The sequence below is a fragment of the Dactylosporangium sp. NPDC000521 genome (assembly GCF_042898305.1).
GTDB lineage: Bacteria > Actinomycetota > Actinomycetes > Mycobacteriales > Micromonosporaceae > Dactylosporangium.
In genome coordinates this window covers 182,472-201,095 of record NZ_JBIAYW010000011.1, presented here as the reverse complement: position 1 = coordinate 201,095, position 18,624 = coordinate 182,472, and the positions used below count along the sequence as shown (strand labels likewise).

Here is an 18,624-nt window from a genome sequence, read left to right as displayed (position 1 = left end):
AAGGAGAAGACGCAATGGATACATACCGAAGTCGTTTGGTAGGGTTTCAGCGAGGTGAGGCGAGGCGCGGCGAAACGCGGCGGGAACGCGGCGAGGGCGCAGCGAGGGCGCAGCGAGGGCGCGGCGAAGCGACCAGCGAGGATGCGATGCGGATTTCGGCCAAGGCGGACTACGCGATCCGCGCACTGGTGGAGCTGGCGGCCGACGCGCAGCGCCCGCTGGTCTGCGAGGGGATCGCGGCGGCCCAGCACATCCCGTACCGCTTCCTCAAGTCCGTCATGCGCGACCTGCGCCGCACCGGCCTGGTCCGCAGCCAGCGCGGCTGCGAGGGCGGCTACTGGCTCGGCCGCGCCGCCGCCACGATCACCCTCGCGGACGTGGTCGCCGCCGTCGACGGTGAGCTGATGACGGTGCACGGCGAGCGCCCCGGCGACGCGACCACGGCGCCCGGCGTGACCGCGGTCTGGCGCGCCATCCAGGCCCGCACGGAGGAGATCCTCGTCGGCGTGACCATCGCCGACCTGCTGACCGCGACCCCCGCCGAACCTGCCGCGACCCTGTTGGACACCACCGGAGGAGAAGGGCGACATGGAAGACCACTGGCACGCGCCGCTGCGGCACATCAAGGGTAAGGAGCTCAGCGGTGACACCCGGCAGACCACCGGCATGACCCGCCTGGAAGCGGTCTCCGGCAAGACCGTCGGCTCGGAGAAGGTCTGGATGGGCCAGACCCACGTCGCCCCTGCCACCAACTCCGGCGACCACCACCACGGCGAGGCCGAGACCGCCATCTACGTCGTGTCCGGCCACCCGGTCTTCGTGTTCGCCGAGGGTGGTCACGAGGTCAGGATCGAGACCGAGCCGGGCGACTACATCTTCGTGCCGCCGTTCGTGCCGCACCGCGAGGAGAACCCGGGCGCGGAGGAGGCCGTCGTCGTGATCGCCCGCAGCAGCCAGGAGGGCATCGTCGTCAACCTCCCCAGCCTGTTCGCCGGCGAAGCGGGCTGACCGTGCTCGATGTCGTCGAGTTCACCGACCCGATGTGCCCGTGGGCGTGGGGTTCGGAGCCGACGTTCCAGCGGCTGCGGGAGCTGACCGCCGGCCGGTCCCGCTGGCGCCGGGTCTACGGCATCCTGTTCGACCTCGACGACGACCCGCCCCCGGACCCTGCCGCGGAGGCCGCCTGGTATCACCGCTTCGTGCAGGACGTGTCCAGCCACACCGGCGCGCCCTGCCCGGCCAGGCTGGAGCGGGTCGCGGCGAGCTCGTGGCCCGCGTCGCTGGGCGCGAAGGCCGCCGCTCTGCAGGGTTTGGAGGATGCGGTACTGCGCAGCCTCCGCGAGACCATGTTCCTGGCGGGCGACCCGGCGGACACGCCGGAGCGGGTGCTGGCCGCCGCGAGTGCGGTCCCGGGGCTGGATCTGGACGCGCTCGCCCGCGACCTCGGCTCGCCGCGGATCGATGCCGCCGTCCGCGCTGACTGGCTGGAGACGCGGCGCCCGGCGCCCGAGGTGATCGGTCTCACCGCGCCAGGTCCACACTGCGGCGCCGCCAAGCCGATCGACGGCGGTCTGCGGTACGCGCTGCCGACCCTCCTCTTCGAAGGCCCGCTGGGCAGGGCGATCGTGCCGGGGTGGCGCCCCTTGCGGCACTACGTCGACGCGATCGAGCGCGTGGCCCCGGCCTGACAACTCCTATAAAAACCATCGGATTTGTCTCGAACAATAGGACACTTCCCGATGGCTATTGACGACAGTTCTGCGGCCTCCCCATGATGGGGACATGACATCGACCCACCCCGGCGTAGTTCGTCGCTACGTCGACCTCCGGCGCACGGCAAGCGCCCTCTGTCGATAAGTCACCGCGTCCGGCGGTTCGCGGGCCCCGCCCGGCGGCCGCGGATCACCAGCACCAGCAAGCCAATCATCAGCACCAGCAAGCCATGAGCGGCAAACCCTGCAGCGCGCCCGGATGACGGCGCGCACCTTCCGCATACCTGGAGTCCCCATGAGCTCATCGCTGACCCGCAGGTCGTTCCTCGGACTCGGTGCCGCCGCCGGCACCGCCACCCTGCTCGCCGCCTGCGGTGACGGGACGGTCTCAGGACCCGGCGGCGGCGCCGGCGGCACCCTCAAGTGGGGCTGGTCCAGCGTCACCAGCTGGGACCCGGTCACGTCGTCGGCGGGCTGGGACGTCCACCTGCTGTCACTCATCTACGCCGGCCTCACCAAGCTCGACGAGCAGGGCAACGCCGTCCCCGCCCTCGCCACCGGCTGGAAGTACGACAGCGCAGGCACCACGCTGACGTTCACGCTGCGACCGGGCCTGAAGTTCAGCGACGGCACCGCCCTGGACGCCACCGCGGTGAAGAAGAGCCTCGAACGCGGCCGTGACCTCCCCAAGTCGCTCGTCGCCGCGCAGCTGGCCAACGTCAAGTCGGTCACCGCGCCCGACGCGACCACGGTCGTGCTCGGCCTGGCCCAGCCCGACTACCAGATCCCGAACCTCCTGGCGGGCAAGACCGGCATGATCGTCAGCCCGGCCGCGTTCGAGGGCGACGCCGCGGCGCTCGCCACGAAGCCCGTCGGCGCCGGGCCGTTCACGCTCACCTCCTACGTGCAGAACGCGAAGGCCACGTTCACCCGCAACCCCGGCTACTGGGACGCCGCCAGCATCAAGCTCGGCAACTTCGAGGCGTACCCGCTGCCCGAGGCCGCGACCGTCGTCGCCGCGCTGCAGTCCGGGCAGTACGACGTCGCCCAGATCCCCGGCAGCCAGGTCGAGGCGGCGAAGGCCGCGGGCCTGCAGGTGCAGGTGATCCCGTCGCTGGTCGTCGCGGTGCTCGACGTCAACATCACCAAGAAGCCGTTCGACGACCCGAAGGTCACCGAGGCGCTGCGCTACGCCGTCGACCGGGCCGCGCTGCTGAAGACCGCCCAGTTCGGCCACGGTGAGGTCGCCTACCAGCCGTTCCCGAAGGGGTACGCCGGCTACAGCAACAGCCTGGAGGACATCTACCGGTACGACCCGGACAAGGCCAGGCAGCTCCTCTCCCAGTCGAGCTACGGCGCCTCGCCGGTCGACGTCGTCATCACCACCGCCAAGGCCGAGGGCGTCCCCGAGCAGCTGCAGTCCCAGCTCAACGCTGCCGGGTTCAAGGCCACGATCGAGGTCATCCCGCAGGCGCAGGCGACACAGCTGGTGTACGTCCAGCACAGCAAGGCGCTGTTCGTCGACCAGTTCGCCGGCCGGGACTCCGCGGTCCAGGCGTTCCAGGTGCTGTTCGGCAAGGAAGGCCTCATGAACCCCGGCCGTCAGACGCCGCCGGAGCTCACCGAAGCCCTCGCGAAGGTCAGCCGCACCCCGCTCGACGACCCGTCGTACCCGAGCGTCCTGCAGGCGGCCACGGCCGTCGCGGTCAAGTCCATGCCGAACGTCTTCCTGTACAGCGTGCCGAGGATCCTGGCCCGCCGCGCGAACGTATCGGCGATCCCGGGGTTCACCGTCGTCCAGCGCTTCGAAGGGGTGACCGTGTCATGACCACGCTGCTCTCCCGGCCGCCGGAGCTGATCGGCCGCCCTGCCGCGACGACCGCCACGGCACGCCCGGCGAAGTCCAGGCGCTGGATCGGCGCCGTCGCGACACCCCTGGTCGTGTTCCTCTTCTCGTCGATGCTGACGTTCGGGCTCGGCGCGCTGTCACCGAGCAACCCGGCTGCCGCCGTCCTCGGCGAGACCGCGACCCCCGACGACATCGCCCGCATGAATCACGAGTTCGGTCTCGACCGCCCGCTGCCCGTCCAGTACGCCGACTGGCTGCTCTCGGCGCTGCGGGGCGACCTCGGCAGGTCCTACTTCACGACGATCCCGGTCTCGGACAGCATCTTCGCGGCGCTGCCGGTCGACCTCGCCATCGCCGGGCTGGCGATCCTGCTCGCCGTGCTCATCGGCGGCACCGCCGGGATCGCGGCCGCGCTGCGGCAGGGCGGCCGGCTGGACCGGGCCGTCACCGCCGTCGCCGCCGCGCTCGGCACGCTCCCGCCGTTCGTGCTCGGCATCGGCCTCATCGTCGTCTTCTCGGTGCTGCTGAAGGCGTTGCCGGCCGGCGGGTACGTCGCCCTCGACCAGGATCCGGTGCAGTGGCTGCGGTTCGCGATCCTGCCGTCGCTCGCGCTCAGTCTCGACATCGCCGCGTCGATCGCCCGGCAGCTGCGCACGTCACTGGTCGGGCAGCTCGGCGAGAACTACGTCACCGGCGCCGTCGTCCGCGGCCTCGGCACCCGCCGGGTCCTGTTCGGCCACGCCCTGCGCAACGCGATCGGGCCCGCCCTCACCGTGCTCGGCATCGGCGTGCCGATGATCCTCGGCGGCGCCGTCGTCACCGAGAAGATCTTCAACCTGCCCGGCGTCGCGCAGCTCGCGCTGCAGGCGTCCGGCCAGCACGACGTGCCGCTCATCCAGGGCACCCTGCTCGTCACGGTCACGGTCGTCCTGATCTGCAACACGCTCGTCAACCTGGCCGTGCTGCGCCTCACCCCGCAGGGCAAGCGATGAGCACGCTCACGGCCGCTCGGCCGTTGACACACCGCCTGCCGATCGCGGTCCTCGTCGTGATCGCCGCCCTCGCCGTCGCCGGCGGTGCCGTCGCCCCGCACGACCCGCTGCTGCAGAACCCGGACCTGGCGCTGCACGGGCCCAGCCTCACCCACCTGTTCGGCACCGACTACCTCGGCCGGGACGTGTTCAGCCGGCTCCTCGCGGGCACCGGCACCACCGTCCTCGCCGCCGTGGAGAGCGTCGGCGTCGGGCTCGCCCTCGGTGTCCTGCCGGGGCTCGCGTCGCTGTGGCTCGGCCGTGCCGTCGAATGGGTCCTGCTGAGGGCCGTCGACGCCGTCATGACGCTGCCGTTCATCGTGTTCGCGATCGCGGTCACCGGCATCCTCGGCAACGGCCTCACCCAGGCGATGGTCGCGATCGGCGTGCTGTTCGCGCCGCTGTTCTTCCGCGTCACCCGCGCCGCCGGCCTCAGCCTCACCCGGGCCCAGTACGTCGAGGCCGCCGAGCTGTTCGGGGCCTCACGATGGCGGATCCTCCGCACCCACGTGTGGGGCAAGGTCGTGCCGACCGTCGCCGTCACCGCCGCGCAGGCCACCGGCGGCGCGCTCCTGGCGGTGTCGTCGCTGACGTTCCTCGGCATCGGCGTCCAGCCGCCCGCGCCCACGTGGGGCGGCGTACTCGCCAGCGACCTCGGGTTCCTGGCGCAGCAGCCGTGGGCGCCGGTGATCCCCGCCGCCCTGATCATGGTCGCGGTCGCCGCCCTCAACGCCCTCGCCGACGCGATCCGCCCCGGCGGTGCCCGATGAGCCCCGTCCTGACCGTCGAGGGTCTTCATGTCGCCGTCGGCGGCGCCGGTACGGCCGGCTCCGGTCGCGGTGGCGCCGGGCACGAGGCGGTCCGCGACGTGTCGTTCGCCATCGAACGGGGCGAGTCCGTCGGTCTGGTCGGCGAGTCAGGGTCCGGCAAGACCCTCACCTGCCGGGCCGTCCTCGGCGTCCTCCCACCCGGTGTCACGGTCACCGGCGGCGGCATCCACCTCGGTGCCGACCTCGACCTCACCCGCCTCGACCGGCGCGGATGGGACTCGGTGCGCGGCAACCGGATCGCCGCGGTGTTCCAGGACCCCGCCTCCTACCTGAACCCGTCGCTGACCGTCGGCCGGCAGCTCGCCGAGCAGCTGCGCCTCAAGGGCGGCCTGCCCAGACTCTCCAGGGCGCAGGCCAGGACCGCGGCCGTCGACCTGCTCGCCGCGATGGGCCTGCGGCGGCCGTCCGTCGTGTACGACCAGTACCCGCACGAACTGTCCGGCGGCATGCTGCAGCGCGCCCTCATCGCGATCGCCGTCGCCGGCGAGCCCGAGCTGCTCGTCGCCGACGAGGCGACCACCGCCCTCGACACCGCCGTGCAGGCCGAGGTCCTCGAGCTGCTGCGGCACCTGCGGGAGGAGCGCGGGCTGGCGCTGCTGCTCGTCAGCCACGACCTCGCCGTCGTCGCCGAGGTCTGTGACCGGATCGCCGTCTTCTACGCCGGCGAGATCGTCGAGCAGGGGCCGGCCGCGCAGGTCATCGCGAACCCGCGGCACCCGTACACGGAGGCGCTGCTGCGGGTCGCGTCCCTCGGTGACTGGCGCCGCCGCGACCTCGAGGTCATCCCCGGCCGGCCGCCGGAGCCGGGCGCGATGCCGGCCGGCTGCCGCTTCGCGGCCCGCTGCGCCCACGCGGTGGAGGCGTGCGCGACCCCCGTCGGCCTGTCCACCGTGGACGACCGTCAGGTCCGGTGCCACCGGGCCGCGACCCTGGAGCTGGTGGGCGCATGACGACGCTGCTGTCGGTGGACCGGCTCGACGTGACGTTCGACCGGCACCGGGTCCTGGCCGACCTGTCGCTGCAGGTGCAGGCGGGGGAGATCCTCGGCGTCATCGGCGAGACCGGGTCCGGCAAGACCACCCTCGCGCGGGCGGTCGTCGGGCTCGCACCCGTGCGCTCCGGCCGCATCACGTTCGACGGCACCGACCTCACCGCGCTGCGCGGCAGGGCCCGCCGGGCGTGGCGGCGCACCGGCCAGGTCCAGTACGTCTTCCAGGACCCGCTGCGCGCCCTCGACCCGCAGCACTCCATCGCCCGGATCGTCGCCGAAGGCCTCGCGATCGCCGGCGACCTCGACCACAATGCCATCAGGTCCCGGGTCACCGCCGCGCTCACCCAGGTCGGCCTGGACCCGTCGCTCGCCGACCGGCGCCCCGGGCAGATCTCCGGCGGCCAGCGGCAGCGCGTCCTCCTCGCCCGGGCGATCGCGCTCGGCCCGCGGCTGCTGCTGTGCGACGAGCCCGTCAGTGCCCTCGACGCGTCCAACCGCAACCACGTGCTGCGGCTCCTCGCCGACCTGCGCGACACGTCCGGCGTCACGGTCGTCGTCATCTCGCACGACCTGAGCTCCCTCGCCGGGATCGCCGACCGGGTCGCCGTCCTCTACGGCGGGCGGCTCGTCGAGCAGGGGCCGATCGGCGAGGTGCTGAGCGACCCGCGGCACCCGTACACGGCGCTGCTCACCGCGTCCGCGCCCAGCGTCCGCCGCGAACACCCTCTTCCGGCCCGGGCGCTGCGGCCCGCGCGGGACCACACGCCGATGGCCGCGTTCGGCCCGGACGCGTGCTCCTACGCCTCGCGCTGCCCGTTCGCGACGGCGGCGTGCACCACCGCGCCCGCAATCGAGTCCACCGTGCTGTCCACAGTGGAGCGCGCCGTCGCGTGCCACCACGCGGACGAGTGGCGGTCGCGGCTGCCGGTGGCGGCGCGGTGAGCACCCCGACCACGTCGCACTGGGGCGCGTTCCGGGTCCGGGCCGGCGCCGGCGGCGACGTCACCGTCGAGGCGCACCCCGCCGACCCGGCGCCGTCACCGCTGCTGGGCAACGTCGCCGGCGGGCTGCGGCACCGCACCCGCGTCGCCCGGCCCGCGATCCGCCGCGGCTGGCTCTCCGGCGGGCCCGGCCCCACCGACCGGCGCGGACGCGACGACTACGTCGAGGTCGGCTGGGACGACGCCCTCGACCTCCTCGCCGCGGAGCTCACCAGGGTCCGCGCCGAGCACGGCAACGAGGCCGTCTTCGGCGGCTCGTACGGGTGGGCCAGCGCCGGCCGGTTCCACCACGCGCAGAGCCAGCTCCACCGGTTCCTCAACCAGTTCGGCGGCTACACCGGCTCCCGCAACTCCTACAGCCTCGGCACGTCGCTGGTCCTGCTGCCGCACGTCGTCGGCGACGCCGAGGAGGTGCTGCGCAACGCGTCGTCGTGGCCGACCGTCACGGAGCACACGGAGCTGCTCGTCGCGTTCGGCGGCATCCCGGCGAAGAACGTCTTCGTCACGCCAGGCGGCGTCACCCGCCACACCACGCCCGGCCACCTCGCCCGGCTCGCCGAACGTGGCGTCCCGGTGGTGCTCGTCAGCCCGCTGCGCGCCGACCTGCCCGCCGGCGTCGCCGCGACGTGGCTGCCGATCGTGCCCGGCACCGACACCGCGCTCATGCTGGCCCTCGCGCACACCCTCGTCACGGAAGGGCTGCACGACCGGGCATTCCTCGACTCGTACACCACCGGCTTCGAGCGCCTGGAAGCCTATCTGTCCGGCGGCACACCCAAGGACGCCGAGTGGGCCGCCGCGATCTGCGGTCTGGACGCCGCCGACATCCGGGCCCTCGCGCGGCGGATGGCGGCCGCCCGCACGCTGGTCACCGTCACCTGGTCGCTGCAGCGCGCGCAGCACGGCGAGCAGCCGGTGTGGGCCGGGATCGCCCTCGCCGCGCTGCTCGGCCAGATCGGGCTGCCCGGCGGCGGCTTCGGCCACGGCTACGGCTCCATGGGCGACGTCGGCGACCACGGCCCCAACCGGCGGCTGCCGTGGCTGTCGCAGGGGATCAACCCGGTCCGCCAGTTCATCCCCGTCGCCCGCATCGCCGACATGTTGTTGCGGCCGGGGGAGACCTACGACTACGACGGCGGACGCCGCACCTATCCCGACATCCGGCTCGTGTACTGGGCCGGCGGAAACCCCTTCCACCACCACCAGGACCTCACCCGCCTCAGGCAGGCGTTCGGCCGGCCCGACACCGTCGTGGTGCACGAGCCGCACTGGACGTCCACGGCCCGGCACGCCGACATCGTCCTGCCGGTCACCACCGGCCTCGAGCGCGACGACCTCGGCGGCGGCCGCCGCGACACCCACCTCATCGCGATGCACCGCGCCGTCGACCCCGTCGGCGAGGCCCGCGACGACCACGCGATCCTCGCCGCGCTCGCGGCGCGCCTCGGCTTCGGCGACGCGTTCACCGAGGGGCGCACCCCGGCACAGTGGCTGCGGCACCTGTACGAGGGCTGGCGCGCCGACCTGGTGGCCGAGGGCCACGCCGTGCCGGACTTCGACGCGTTCTGGGCCGCCGGCGAGTACGAGCTGCCGGCCGGCCCGTCCCACTTCACGCTGTTCGAGGACTTCCGCGCCGGCCGGGCGCGGCTGCGCACGCCGAGCGGGCGGATCGAGCTGTACTCCGAGACCGTCGCCGGCTTCGGGTACGCCGACTGCCCCGGCCACCCGGCGTGGCTGGAGCCCGACGAGTGGCTCGGCGGGCCCGGCGCCGCACGGTTCCCGCTGCTGCTCATCGCCAACCAGCCCGACACCCGCCTGCACAGCCAGCTCGACGTCGGCGCGACCAGCCTCGCCGGCAAGCGCGCCGGCCGGGAGGCGCTGCGCCTGCACCCCCTGGACGCGGCCGACCGCGGCATCGCCGACGGCGACGTCGTGCGGGTCCACAACGACCGGGGCGCGTGCCTCGCCGGCGCGGTCCTCGACGACGGCCTGCGCCGCGGCGTCGTGCGGCTGCCGACCGGCGCCTGGTTCGACCCCGTCGAGGAGCCCGGCGGCCGCCTGCTGTGCGTCCACGGCAACCCGAACGTCCTCACCGGCGACGTGCCCAGCTCGCGGCTGTCGCAGGGCTGCACCGGCCAGCACGCCCTCGTCGAGGTCGCTCGCTTCGCCGGCCAGCCGCCACCGGTGACGGTCCACCACCCACCAGCGATCGAGCGGAGGGCATCATGAGCCTCGACGTCGTCACGGCCGCGCTCGCCGAGCACGCGGCCGAGCACGACCGGGACGCCTCCTTCCCGCACGACGGGATCGCGGTCGTGCACAAGCACGGGCTGCTCACGGCCACCGTCGCGACCCGCTACGGCGGCGAGGGCGCCGGGCTCGCCCGTACCGCCGACATCCTCGAAGCACTGGGCGCGGGCGACCCCGCGGTCGCGCTCGTCACCGCGATGACGCTGTTCACCCATGCCGCGCAGGCTCGCGAGCCGTCCTGGCCCGCGGAGCTCTACGACGAGCTGCTCGCCGAGTCACGGACCGGCCCGGCGCTCGTCAACGCGCTGCGCGTCGAGCCCGAGCTCGGCAGCCCGGTGCGCGGCGGCCTCCCGGCGACGATCGGCCGCCGCGACGGCGACTCGTGGCTCGTCAGCGGCCACAAGATCTTCTCGACCGGCGCGCTCGCGTTGTCGTGGCTGGCCGTGTGGGGGCGAACGGACGAGGACCCGGCCCGGGTCGGGTCGTTCCTCATCCGCGGCGGCAGCCCCGGCGTACGGATCGAGCCGACCTGGGACCACCTCGGGCTGCGCGCCAGCCGCAGCGACGACGTCCACCTCGACGGTGTGCGGGTGCCCCTGTCCTCCTTCGTGACCGGTGGCAGCGCCGACCTCAGAGCCTGGAACGCGCTCGGCCTCACCGCCCTCTACCTGGGTGTGGCGCGGTCGGCCCGGGACTGGCTCATCGCCTTCCTGCACGAGCGCACCCCGGCCGCGCTGGGCAGGCCCCTCGCGACGCTGCCCCGGTTCCAGGCCGCCGTCGGCGAGATCGAGGCTCTGCTCGTCTCGGCGTCCGCGCTGGTACGGGCGCAGGCCGCAGCCCACGACGCCGGGCTGGCCGTCGACGCGGGCATCGGCAAGCTGATCGGCACGCGCGCCGCGATCAGTGCGGTCGAGCAGGCGGTCGCGCTCGTCGGCAACAACGCCCTGACCCGCCGCAACCCACTGGAGCGGCACCTGCGGGACGTGCTGTGCGCCCGCATCCACACCCCGCAGGACGACACCATCCTCGCCGCGGCCGGCCAGGCCGCGCTTTCCCAGCACTCGCAGTTGAAGGAGCAGACGCCATGACGGTCGAGTTCGTCGGCATGATCGGCACCCAGCACGCCTCGGAGATCCACGCACCGGCCGGGCCCGTCATCGACCCGGCGTACACGCGCCGGTTCGCCCGCGCCCACGAGGACGCCGGCTTCGACCGGATCCTCATCGGCTACGGCTCCGGCTGGCCCGAGGGCGGCCAGGTCGCCGCGCACATCGCCGCCCACACCGAGCGGATCGGCCTGCTCATCGCGCACCGGCCCGGGTTCGTCGCGCCGACCCTCGCCGCGCGGCAGTTCGCGACCCTCGACCAGTTCAGCGGCGGCCGGGTCGCCGTGCACACGATCACCGGCGGCAACGACGCCGAGCAGCAGCGCGACGGCGACTACCTCGGCAAGGACGAGCGGTACGCCCGCACCGACGAGTACCTGGAGATCCTGCGCCGGGCGTGGTCGTCGCCGGAGCCGTTCGACTACGACGGCCGCTACTACCGCTTCGCCGACTTCGCCGCGCACGTCCAGCCCGCGCACCGGATCCCGCTGTTCTTCGGGGGGTCGTCGGAGGCGGCGTACCGCGTCGGCGGCAAGCACGCGGACACGTTCGCGCTGTGGGGCGAGCCGCTGAAGGAGACCGCGGAGCAGATCGCGTCCGTGCGGGCCGCGGCGGCCGCCGCCGGCCGCACCGACGTGCCCGGCATCAGCGTCTCGTTCCGCCCCATCCTCGCGCCGACCGAGGACCTCGCCTGGGAGCGCGCGCACGCCATCCTCGACACGATCACCAGCGGCACGGCGAAGTGGCCGCAGCGGGCCTGGCGCACCGACGGCGCACCGCAGAACGTCGGATCCCAGCGGCTGCTCGCCGCGGCCGCCAAGGGCGACCTGCACGACCGTGCACTGTGGACGGCTCCGGCGAAGGCGACCGGTGCGGGCGGCAACTCGACCGCGCTCGTCGGCACGCCGGAGACCGTCGCGCAGGCGCTGCTCGACTACGTCGACATCGGCGTCACCACGATCCTGATCCGCGGCTACGACCCCCTCGACGACGCGATCGACTACGGCCGCCACCTGCTGCCCCTGGTCCGCCAGGAGCTCGCCGGCCGCGCCGCCGCGGCTTCGTCCGCCGCTTCTGCCGCGGCCTCGGTCTCAGCCTCAGCCTCAGCCTCGGTCTCGGTCTCGCAGGACGAGCCGGTCGCGGCGGGTGCCCGGTGACCGCGACGATCGGGGCGCCCGTCGTGGCCGGCGCCCGCTGGGACCCACCGGCCGCCATCGCGGTCCGCGGCACCGTGCTCGTCCTCCCGGGCCGCGGCGAGCACGCCGGCGTCTACGACCGCTTCGGCCGCCGCATCGCCGCCGACGGCTACGCGGTGCGCTCGGCGACCCCCGAGACGGTGCCGTCCCTCGCCGCGGACGCGGCCGGGCCCGTGGTGCTCGCCGGCTCCGACACCGGGGCACTGCACGCCCTCGCCGTCGCCGCCGCGCACCCGTCGCTGTTCGCCGGCGTCATCGCCGCCGGGGTCGCCACCGGGGACGCCGCCGACCTCGGCTGGGACGCCGAGCTGGAGGCGCGCACCGCCTGCCCGACCCACCAGGCGCGGCTCACCGGCGACACCGGCTTCCGGCGCGGCGCCCTGTCCCTGCCGGTGGCGGCGAACCTGCTGGCCCCCGCGCCGGTCACCGTGCCGGTCCTCGTCCTGCACGGCGAGGCCGACACCGTCAGCCCCGTCGCCGCCGCCCGGCGGATCGCCGCGGGCCTGCCGAAGGCCGAGCTCGCCACCGTCCGCGACGGCCGGCACGACGTCCTCAACGACGCCACCCACCGCACCGTCGCCGCGCACGTCGTGCAGTGGCTCGAACGCCTCCGCGCCGACAGCGGGGCGACACCGATCCTCACCGTCCACAAGCACTGAGGGAGGACCCCGATGACCGTCACCGCCATCGAACCCGACCTGTTCCGCCAGCTGCTGCGCCGCCATGCCGCCGGCGTCGTGGTGGTGACCGCGGCCGGCCCGTCCGGCCCCGCGGGCTTCACCGCCACCTCGTTCACGTCCGTGTCGCTGCACCCGCCGCTGGTGTCGTTCTGCCTGGACCGTCGCTCGTCCAGCTGGCCGACGGTCGAGGCCGCCGGTCACGTCGGGGTCCACGTCCTCGCCGACGCCCAGGAGCACCTGGCCCGCCGGTTCGCCACCAGCGGCGTCGACCGCTTCGCCGCCCCCACCCGCTGGCACCCCGGCCCGCACGACGTCCCGGTCCTCGACGGCACCCTCGCCGTCCTGGTCTGCCGGGTCGTCGACCGGGTCCACGCCGGCGACCACGCCATCGTCCTCGCCGAACCGGTTCTCGGCGAGCACCAGGAGGGCCTGCCGCTGCTGTACCACATGGGTCGCTACCTCAAGGCGGCCTGAAACCTGGGCGAGGTCACCGCCGGTGGCCTCGCCCATCGCCCGCCGTCGCTGCCGCCGGCATCGCCCGGACGCGCCGAAGGACGGGGTGACATCGGGTGTGAGATCGATGATGAGCGGTCGATGATCTCTGTTCTGCGCATAGGTTCCGAACTACACCGCGGTTCATTTTCCGCTGTTGACAACAGTTCGGTCATGTCCAGGTTCCTGGAAGCCCTTGCCTCAGTCGCAGGGCGGGTCGCGCTGGCGACCGCAGGATGCACAGCTGAGTCCTGGACCTAGCGTGGGAGCACGTTCTGTCCTCAGTTCTCCGCCTCGTGGCGGTTTCCATAGTCCTGTCCGCCGTCGTCCTACCCGCACCCACCTCGGCCGCCGCCAGTCGTCAACCGGCCGCCGCCGAGATCCCGCAACAACTCGCCGCACGCACGCCGGTGCTGCGCGCGGACCGGTTCTTCGAGCGGCGCAACCCGCCGGTCCGGCCGGTCATCCAGGCCGCACAGCCGGTCCAACAGGCCGCACAGCCGGTCCAACAGGCCGCACGGCCGGTCCAGGCCGTGGTGAAGACCCCGAAGGTCAAGGCCACCAACCAGGCACAATCCAAGCCGAAGCCCAAGAAGCCCGCGGTGTCGCAGGTGCGGACGCCGGTCGTCACCGGGTCCGTGAGTGCCGTTCTGGCATACGCCCAGGCACAGCTCGGCAAGCCCTACGTGTGGGCGGCGGCCGGGCCGAACGGGTTCGACTGCTCGGGGCTGGTCGTGGCCAGCTACGCCCGGGCCGGCATCAATCTTCCGCACCAGACCGGCGGCCTGATCGGCCGTGGACGGTCGGTGTCCCGGGCCCAACTGCAGCCCGGAGACCTGGTGTTCCCCAGTTCCGGCCATGTCGGCATCTATCTGGGTGACGGCATGATGATCCACGCACCGCACCCCGGCGACCACGTACGGATCGCCAAGGTCTACGCGTTCTACGCCGGGCGCCGCATCATCGGCTGAGCCCGGTGAGGCCGCCGGCCCGCGGCAGCGAAGCCTGCCGCACCGGAGCGAGGCCGCCGCACGGGAGCGAAACTCCTGCGCCGGGAGCGAGACAGCTGCGCCGGAGCGAATCCTGCATGCCGGCGCGCGATGAATTCCGCCCCGCCGCCCGTCGCCATTGCCCAAACATTCCGGACATGCCCGGCATCGGGTTCACCGGATGCGTCGGCGGGCGGCGGTGGCGGACTTCGAGGGACTGCCCGTGCCGGGCGTCAAGCCGAGTCCCCGCACCGGTTCCGAGAGCCGTCCACAGTGGAGCGGGCACGACGGCGCGCCGGCCGGGGCGCCCAGTGTCTGACATCGAGTTGCGTGAACACGCTCCTTGCGATGGACATGCGACACGGATAGTCTTCTTACATGAGTATACAACTACGATCGGCAAGCTACTTCGTGCTCGCCGCGTTGTTGGACGGGGAGCTGCACGGATACGTCATCATCAAGCGGGTCGAGGCGCTGTCGGACGGGTCGGTGCGGCTCGCGGCCGGCTCGCTGTATGCGGTGCTGGACCGGCTCGCCGAGGCGGGCCTGGTCGAGGTGGTCAGCGAGGAGATCGTCAACGGGCGGGCCCGGCGCTACTACGCGCTCACCGCCGACGGCGGCACCGCCCTGCAGGAGGAGGCGGCGCGGCTCGCGGCCGCCGCGAAGGTCGTGACCAACGCGACGGCCCGGCGCCGCGCCATCAACACGGCGGTGAGCCCGGCATGAGCACCCACCACGCCGACGACGAGCCCGGCACGGGCGCCTCCCACCACCGCGACGGTGAGCCCGGCATCAGCGCACGCCGCCACGGGGGCGGCGAGCCTGACCTGAACGCCTCCCATGACCGCGACGGCGGGACGAGCCTGAGCACCGGGACCGAGGCCGTCCTCGCCCGCCGCTACGGGGCACTGCTGCGGGCGTACCCGAAGGCATGGCGGGCAGCACGCGGGGACGAGATGCTCGGCACCCTGCTCGACGCCGCCGAGCCGGGCCGCCGGACGCCGAGCCCGCGGGAGGCGGCGAGCATCCTGGTGCAGGGCACGAAGGAGCGGGCCGGCCTGCGGCGCCGCCGCACCGCCGGCGCGGTCTGGTCCGAGGGGCTGCGCATCGGCGCCCTGGTCCTGCAGGCGCAGTCGCTGCTCGCGCTGCTGTACTTCCTGTACGACATCCGCCTCGACGCCCTGTCGCCGCGCGTGGCCGCCTGGGCCGTCCCCACGGTCGCGCTGGGCATCGGCGCCATCCTCGCCCTGATCACCGGGCGGACGATCGCCGCGACCGTGCTGACGGGGCTGTGGGCCGCCGTGCCGTTCGCGTCCGACGGTGTGTCGCACCTGCTGCTCACCGCGTTCGTCGTCCTCGTGGGTCTCAGCGTCGCCGACCGGACTCCCGAACAGCGCAGGATCTCCGCGGTCTGGCTGGTCGCCGCGCCGGTGGGCCTGCTGATGTGGCTGGGCTACCTCCTGGTCACCGGCTTCTACCACTCCCCGGCGTACGGCATCTTCTACCCGCTCGCGCTGCTGGCCGCGATCACCGTCGGTGTCGTGGCCGACCCGCGCCTGCCGATCGCCGCCGCGGTCCTGACCGTCGTGGTGATCCTCGACAACTCCGTACACCTGCCGGCACCGCTGGACACCTACCGGGCGGCGGACACGTTGACGTGGCGGCTCGGACCGACGATCGCCGTCCTCGCGGCGATCGCCGTGGCCCTGCTCGCGATCGGGCATCTGCGGGCCCGGCGACTGGCCCGGATCTGAGCAACGCGGAACCGATCCACCGGGTCCTATGCTTGCCGGATGAGCGCGGAGCACCGCCTGGCGAGGGCCCGGGAGCTGTACGAGCGGAGCGTCCTCGGCGACGACCACGACGCGCTGCCGGCCGCCGACCGCGAGCTCGACGCGGTCGAGGCGGACCTCGCCCTGGCCCGCGGGAGGGTCGTGCACGCCCGGTTCCTGCGGGACAGGGTCGAGGACCCCGCGGAGCTGCCGCTGTTCTCCCGCGCGGCGCAGCTCTACCAGCAGCTCGGCGACGCGCGCGGCGAGGGCGAGGCGCTGTTCTGGATCGGCTGCTTCCATCAGGTGGTCCGCCAGGACGACGACGCGGCGGTCCCCGCGCTGCTACGGGCGAGAATGCTCGCGAAGGCCGAGGACGACGCGCTCACCCTGTCGTCCGTGCTACATCACCTCGGGATCGCCGCGCACCTGGCGGGGCGGCTCGACGAGGCACGGGAGCACCTGCTCGACGCGACCGGGCTGCGGGAGCGGGCGGGTCACCACGCGGGCGCCGCGGCGAGCCTGCTGACCCTGGCGCAGGTGGAGGCGGTGGCGCAGCGGCACGACGAGGTGCCGCCGCTGCTGGAGCGGGCCGAGCGGCTCGCCGCGGAGCACGGCGCCGCCGGCGTCGCACGCCAGGTCGGTGAGGCCCGCCGCACGCTCGGCTACGATCGCGCGTCATGAGCATGATCACGCAGTACGCGCGGCTGCGCGACGGCGACCTGGCCGACCTGCGCGTCCTGCTGCGCACCGATCATTTCGCCGCGAACGACCAGATCACCGACCGGCCGCACGCCGACGTCGACAAGGCGTGGGGCGGGCTGGAGTTCTTGCTCGCGCAGGTCGACGCGCCCGTCGACGTGATCAGCGGCGGCGTGCCGATCACCGACGAGCAGTGGGGCTACGACTCGCCGCGGGTGCTCACCCCCGAGGAGGTCGCGACCGCCGCCGCGTTCCTCGACGTCACCCCGTTCGCCGACCTCGCCGCGCACTACGAGCCGTCGGCGCTGACCGCCGACGACGTGTACCCGATGATCTGGCACGAGCCAGGGTCCCTGGACTACCTGCGGTCGTCCTACGAGACCCTGGTCACGTTCTTCCACGCCGCCGCGGCCGACGGCGACAGCGTCGTCATCTGGATGAGCTGACACGCCGCTGGAGTCAGGCGCGGGCGCCGCCGAACCACTTCAGCCGCAGCGCCCGCAGCAGCAGCCCCGGGCTGGCGAGCGCGTTCGGGTGGTCCAGCATCGTGGTCACCCGGTTGAGCTTCTGGCTCGTGACGTTGTCCGTCATGGACGCCTTGAGGATGGCCTCGCTGGCCCACTTGATGACCTTGTAGCCGCGCGGCCGGCCGCTGGTGATGTGCGGCAGTCCGAGATCGGCGAACGTCGACACCTGCCAGGCCGCGTCGACCACCACGCGGACCCGCTCGAAGTAGCCGCGGGCCGGCTCGGTGGCGAGGTCGGGCCCGGTGCGCAGCCACTCCGAGAGGCACGACGCGTGCAGCGTCGCGGACGTCATACCCTGGCCGTACACGGGGTTGAACGAGGCGACCGCGTCACCCGCCGCGACGATCCCCGTCGGCAGCCGATCGACCTGGTCGAAGTCGCGCCGGCGGCTGTCGGCCTGGTGGTACGTGATGACGTTGCCGATCATCTTCCCGCGCTCGGCGATGTCGCCGAACATCGCCGGGAAGTACTGCCGGCAGCGCTTCGTGAAGTCGTCGACGTCGCGGCTGGGCCGGTCGGCGTCGTAGCCGGCGACCAGCATGATCCAGCGGTTGCCCTCGACGGAGTTGATGCCGCCGATGCGGGCGATCCGGTCCTTCGCCGGCGTGGTCTGCGAGATCGCGACCCACGTGTCGCTGACCGCCGGGTCGCGCTCGAACAGGGCCGACGCGTAGTTGAGCTTGATCGGCATGCGCTGCATCGGCGCGCGGGGCCAGCCGTGCGCCTCGAGCCAGTCGTTGAGCGAGCTCGCGCGCCCCATCGCGTCGACGACGAGGTCCGCGGCGAGCTCGACGGCCGCGTCCTGTCCTCCGTCGGCGTTTACCTCGTCGGTACGAGCGGCGCCCTCCCGGCCGCCGTCGTCGGCCCCGGTGGCCGGGGTGCCCGTAGCCACCGGGACGTAACGGGCCCCGACCACTCCGCCACCCTCACCGGGGGCGAACAGCAGGCCCTCGGCCCGCCCGTACACCATCCGGATCTTCGGGTTCTCCAGGACCCGGCGGCGGACCTGGGCCTCCAGGAACGGGCGGGTGGTGATGAGGATCGGCTTCTCCGGCGGCGGCTCGGTGGTCACGCGCAGCTCGTCGTTGATGAAGATCTTCGCGTCGGTGCGGCCCTCGTCGGGGGCGCCGGCCGCGACCGCGCGCTCGGTGAAGTCGGGCCACCAGCGGTCGAGCTGCACCTGCCCCGCGGGCAGCAGCGCGTGGACCTGGCTGCCCTGCGGCACGCCCGGGCGCGGGCCGGCGTTGACGTCGGTGTCGTCGCGCTCGACGATGACGACCTCGTCGGCGTGGTCGGCGAGGACCCGGGCGGCCATCAGGCCGGCCATGCTGCCGCCGAGGACGACCGCCCGGCGCATGAGGATCTTCGTCTCGGCCGGCGGGTGCGGCGTGTTGATCTCCGCGAAGCGCTGCGCTGCTGTGGCTGCCACATCGAAGATCTTACCCAACAGGCGAAGAACCTTCTCAATACGCCTCTGGGCTGGACATTTACGTTCGTGT

At 73.4% G+C, this 18,624-nt stretch carries 20 protein-coding genes; 19 read left to right on the top strand and 1 reads right to left on the bottom strand.

Going from position 1 to position 18,624, the window contains the following annotated elements; genetic code table 11:
• The first annotated feature begins 146 nt into the window (after positions 1-146).
• The 19 genes from ACFY3L_RS33310 to ACFY3L_RS33220 all read left to right on the top strand — a co-directional run bounded on the left by ACFY3L_RS33310 (position 147) and on the right by ACFY3L_RS33220 (position 17,044).
• Positions 147-632: an RrF2 family transcriptional regulator gene (locus ACFY3L_RS33310; protein ID WP_389333104.1), complete on the top strand. Its 486-nt coding sequence runs from the start codon at positions 147-149 to the stop codon at positions 630-632.
• The gene (locus ACFY3L_RS33305) at positions 589-1,008 is read left to right on the top strand and encodes a cupin domain-containing protein (protein WP_389333101.1); all 420 of its coding nucleotides are present in this window, start codon (positions 589-591) and stop codon (positions 1,006-1,008) included. Before ACFY3L_RS33310 ends, ACFY3L_RS33305 begins: the two co-directional genes overlap by 44 nt.
• Before the next feature lie 2 nt (positions 1,009-1,010).
• Entirely contained in the window at positions 1,011-1,688 is a 678-nt protein-coding gene (locus tag ACFY3L_RS33300) for a DsbA family protein (RefSeq protein WP_389333098.1), read from the top strand.
• A gap of 94 nt (positions 1,689-1,782) precedes the next feature.
• Positions 1,783-1,857 (top strand): putative leader peptide, encoded by a 75-nt coding sequence (locus ACFY3L_RS33295; protein ID WP_360094311.1) that lies wholly within the window; start codon positions 1,783-1,785, stop codon positions 1,855-1,857.
• Between the two features lie 150 nt (positions 1,858-2,007).
• The gene (locus ACFY3L_RS33290; RefSeq protein WP_389333095.1) at positions 2,008-3,540 is read left to right on the top strand and encodes an ABC transporter substrate-binding protein; all 1,533 of its coding nucleotides are present in this window, start codon (positions 2,008-2,010) and stop codon (positions 3,538-3,540) included.
• Positions 3,537-4,553: an ABC transporter permease gene (locus ACFY3L_RS33285; RefSeq protein WP_389333092.1), complete on the top strand. Its 1,017-nt coding sequence runs from the start codon at positions 3,537-3,539 to the stop codon at positions 4,551-4,553. The genes ACFY3L_RS33290 and ACFY3L_RS33285 overlap by 4 nt, the downstream gene beginning before the upstream one ends.
• On the top strand, positions 4,550-5,362 hold the full coding sequence (locus ACFY3L_RS33280) for an ABC transporter permease (protein ID WP_389333089.1): 813 nt from the start codon (positions 4,550-4,552) through the stop codon (positions 5,360-5,362). The genes ACFY3L_RS33285 and ACFY3L_RS33280 overlap by 4 nt, the downstream gene beginning before the upstream one ends.
• Positions 5,359-6,372: an ABC transporter ATP-binding protein gene (locus ACFY3L_RS33275; RefSeq protein ID WP_389333086.1), complete on the top strand. Its 1,014-nt coding sequence runs from the start codon at positions 5,359-5,361 to the stop codon at positions 6,370-6,372. The genes ACFY3L_RS33280 and ACFY3L_RS33275 overlap by 4 nt, the downstream gene beginning before the upstream one ends.
• Positions 6,369-7,355 (top strand): ABC transporter ATP-binding protein, encoded by a 987-nt coding sequence (locus ACFY3L_RS33270; protein ID WP_389333083.1) that lies wholly within the window; start codon positions 6,369-6,371, stop codon positions 7,353-7,355. The genes ACFY3L_RS33275 and ACFY3L_RS33270 overlap by 4 nt, the downstream gene beginning before the upstream one ends.
• Entirely contained in the window at positions 7,352-9,643 is a 2,292-nt protein-coding gene (locus tag ACFY3L_RS33265; protein ID WP_389333080.1) for a molybdopterin-dependent oxidoreductase, read from the top strand. The genes ACFY3L_RS33270 and ACFY3L_RS33265 overlap by 4 nt, the downstream gene beginning before the upstream one ends.
• Complete coding sequence (locus ACFY3L_RS33260) at positions 9,640-10,752, top strand: acyl-CoA dehydrogenase family protein (RefSeq protein WP_389333077.1); 1,113 nt, start codon at positions 9,640-9,642, stop codon at positions 10,750-10,752. Before ACFY3L_RS33265 ends, ACFY3L_RS33260 begins: the two co-directional genes overlap by 4 nt.
• The gene (locus tag ACFY3L_RS33255; RefSeq protein ID WP_389333074.1) at positions 10,749-11,927 is read left to right on the top strand and encodes an LLM class flavin-dependent oxidoreductase; all 1,179 of its coding nucleotides are present in this window, start codon (positions 10,749-10,751) and stop codon (positions 11,925-11,927) included. The genes ACFY3L_RS33260 and ACFY3L_RS33255 overlap by 4 nt, the downstream gene beginning before the upstream one ends.
• A complete protein-coding gene (locus tag ACFY3L_RS33250; RefSeq protein WP_389333071.1) occupies positions 11,924-12,625 on the top strand; it encodes an alpha/beta hydrolase in 702 nt (233 codons plus the stop codon). The genes ACFY3L_RS33255 and ACFY3L_RS33250 overlap by 4 nt, the downstream gene beginning before the upstream one ends.
• Before the next feature lie 12 nt (positions 12,626-12,637).
• Positions 12,638-13,120: a flavin reductase family protein gene (locus ACFY3L_RS33245; RefSeq protein WP_389333068.1), complete on the top strand. Its 483-nt coding sequence runs from the start codon at positions 12,638-12,640 to the stop codon at positions 13,118-13,120.
• Positions 13,121-13,434: 314 nt separating this feature from the next.
• Positions 13,435-14,109 (top strand): C40 family peptidase, encoded by a 675-nt coding sequence (locus ACFY3L_RS33240; RefSeq protein ID WP_389333066.1) that lies wholly within the window; start codon positions 13,435-13,437, stop codon positions 14,107-14,109.
• Between the two features lie 396 nt (positions 14,110-14,505).
• Positions 14,506-14,853, top strand: coding sequence for a PadR family transcriptional regulator (locus ACFY3L_RS33235; RefSeq protein WP_389333064.1), 348 nt, complete (start codon positions 14,506-14,508; stop codon positions 14,851-14,853).
• A complete protein-coding gene (locus tag ACFY3L_RS33230) occupies positions 14,850-15,881 on the top strand; it encodes a hypothetical protein (protein WP_389333062.1) in 1,032 nt (343 codons plus the stop codon). Before ACFY3L_RS33235 ends, ACFY3L_RS33230 begins: the two co-directional genes overlap by 4 nt.
• A gap of 39 nt (positions 15,882-15,920) precedes the next feature.
• Complete coding sequence (locus tag ACFY3L_RS33225) at positions 15,921-16,580, top strand: tetratricopeptide repeat protein (protein ID WP_389333060.1); 660 nt, start codon at positions 15,921-15,923, stop codon at positions 16,578-16,580.
• Positions 16,577-17,044 (top strand): YfbM family protein, encoded by a 468-nt coding sequence (locus ACFY3L_RS33220; protein WP_389333058.1) that lies wholly within the window; start codon positions 16,577-16,579, stop codon positions 17,042-17,044. The genes ACFY3L_RS33225 and ACFY3L_RS33220 overlap by 4 nt, the downstream gene beginning before the upstream one ends.
• A gap of 13 nt (positions 17,045-17,057) precedes the next feature.
• On the opposite strand, the gene ACFY3L_RS33215 is transcribed toward ACFY3L_RS33220, so the two are convergent.
• Positions 17,058-18,554 carry an FAD-dependent oxidoreductase gene (locus tag ACFY3L_RS33215; protein WP_389333055.1) on the bottom strand — a complete coding sequence of 499 codons (1,497 nt, stop codon included), beginning with the start codon at positions 18,552-18,554 and terminating at the stop codon, positions 17,058-17,060.
• Between the last annotated feature and the right edge of the window lie 70 nt (positions 18,555-18,624).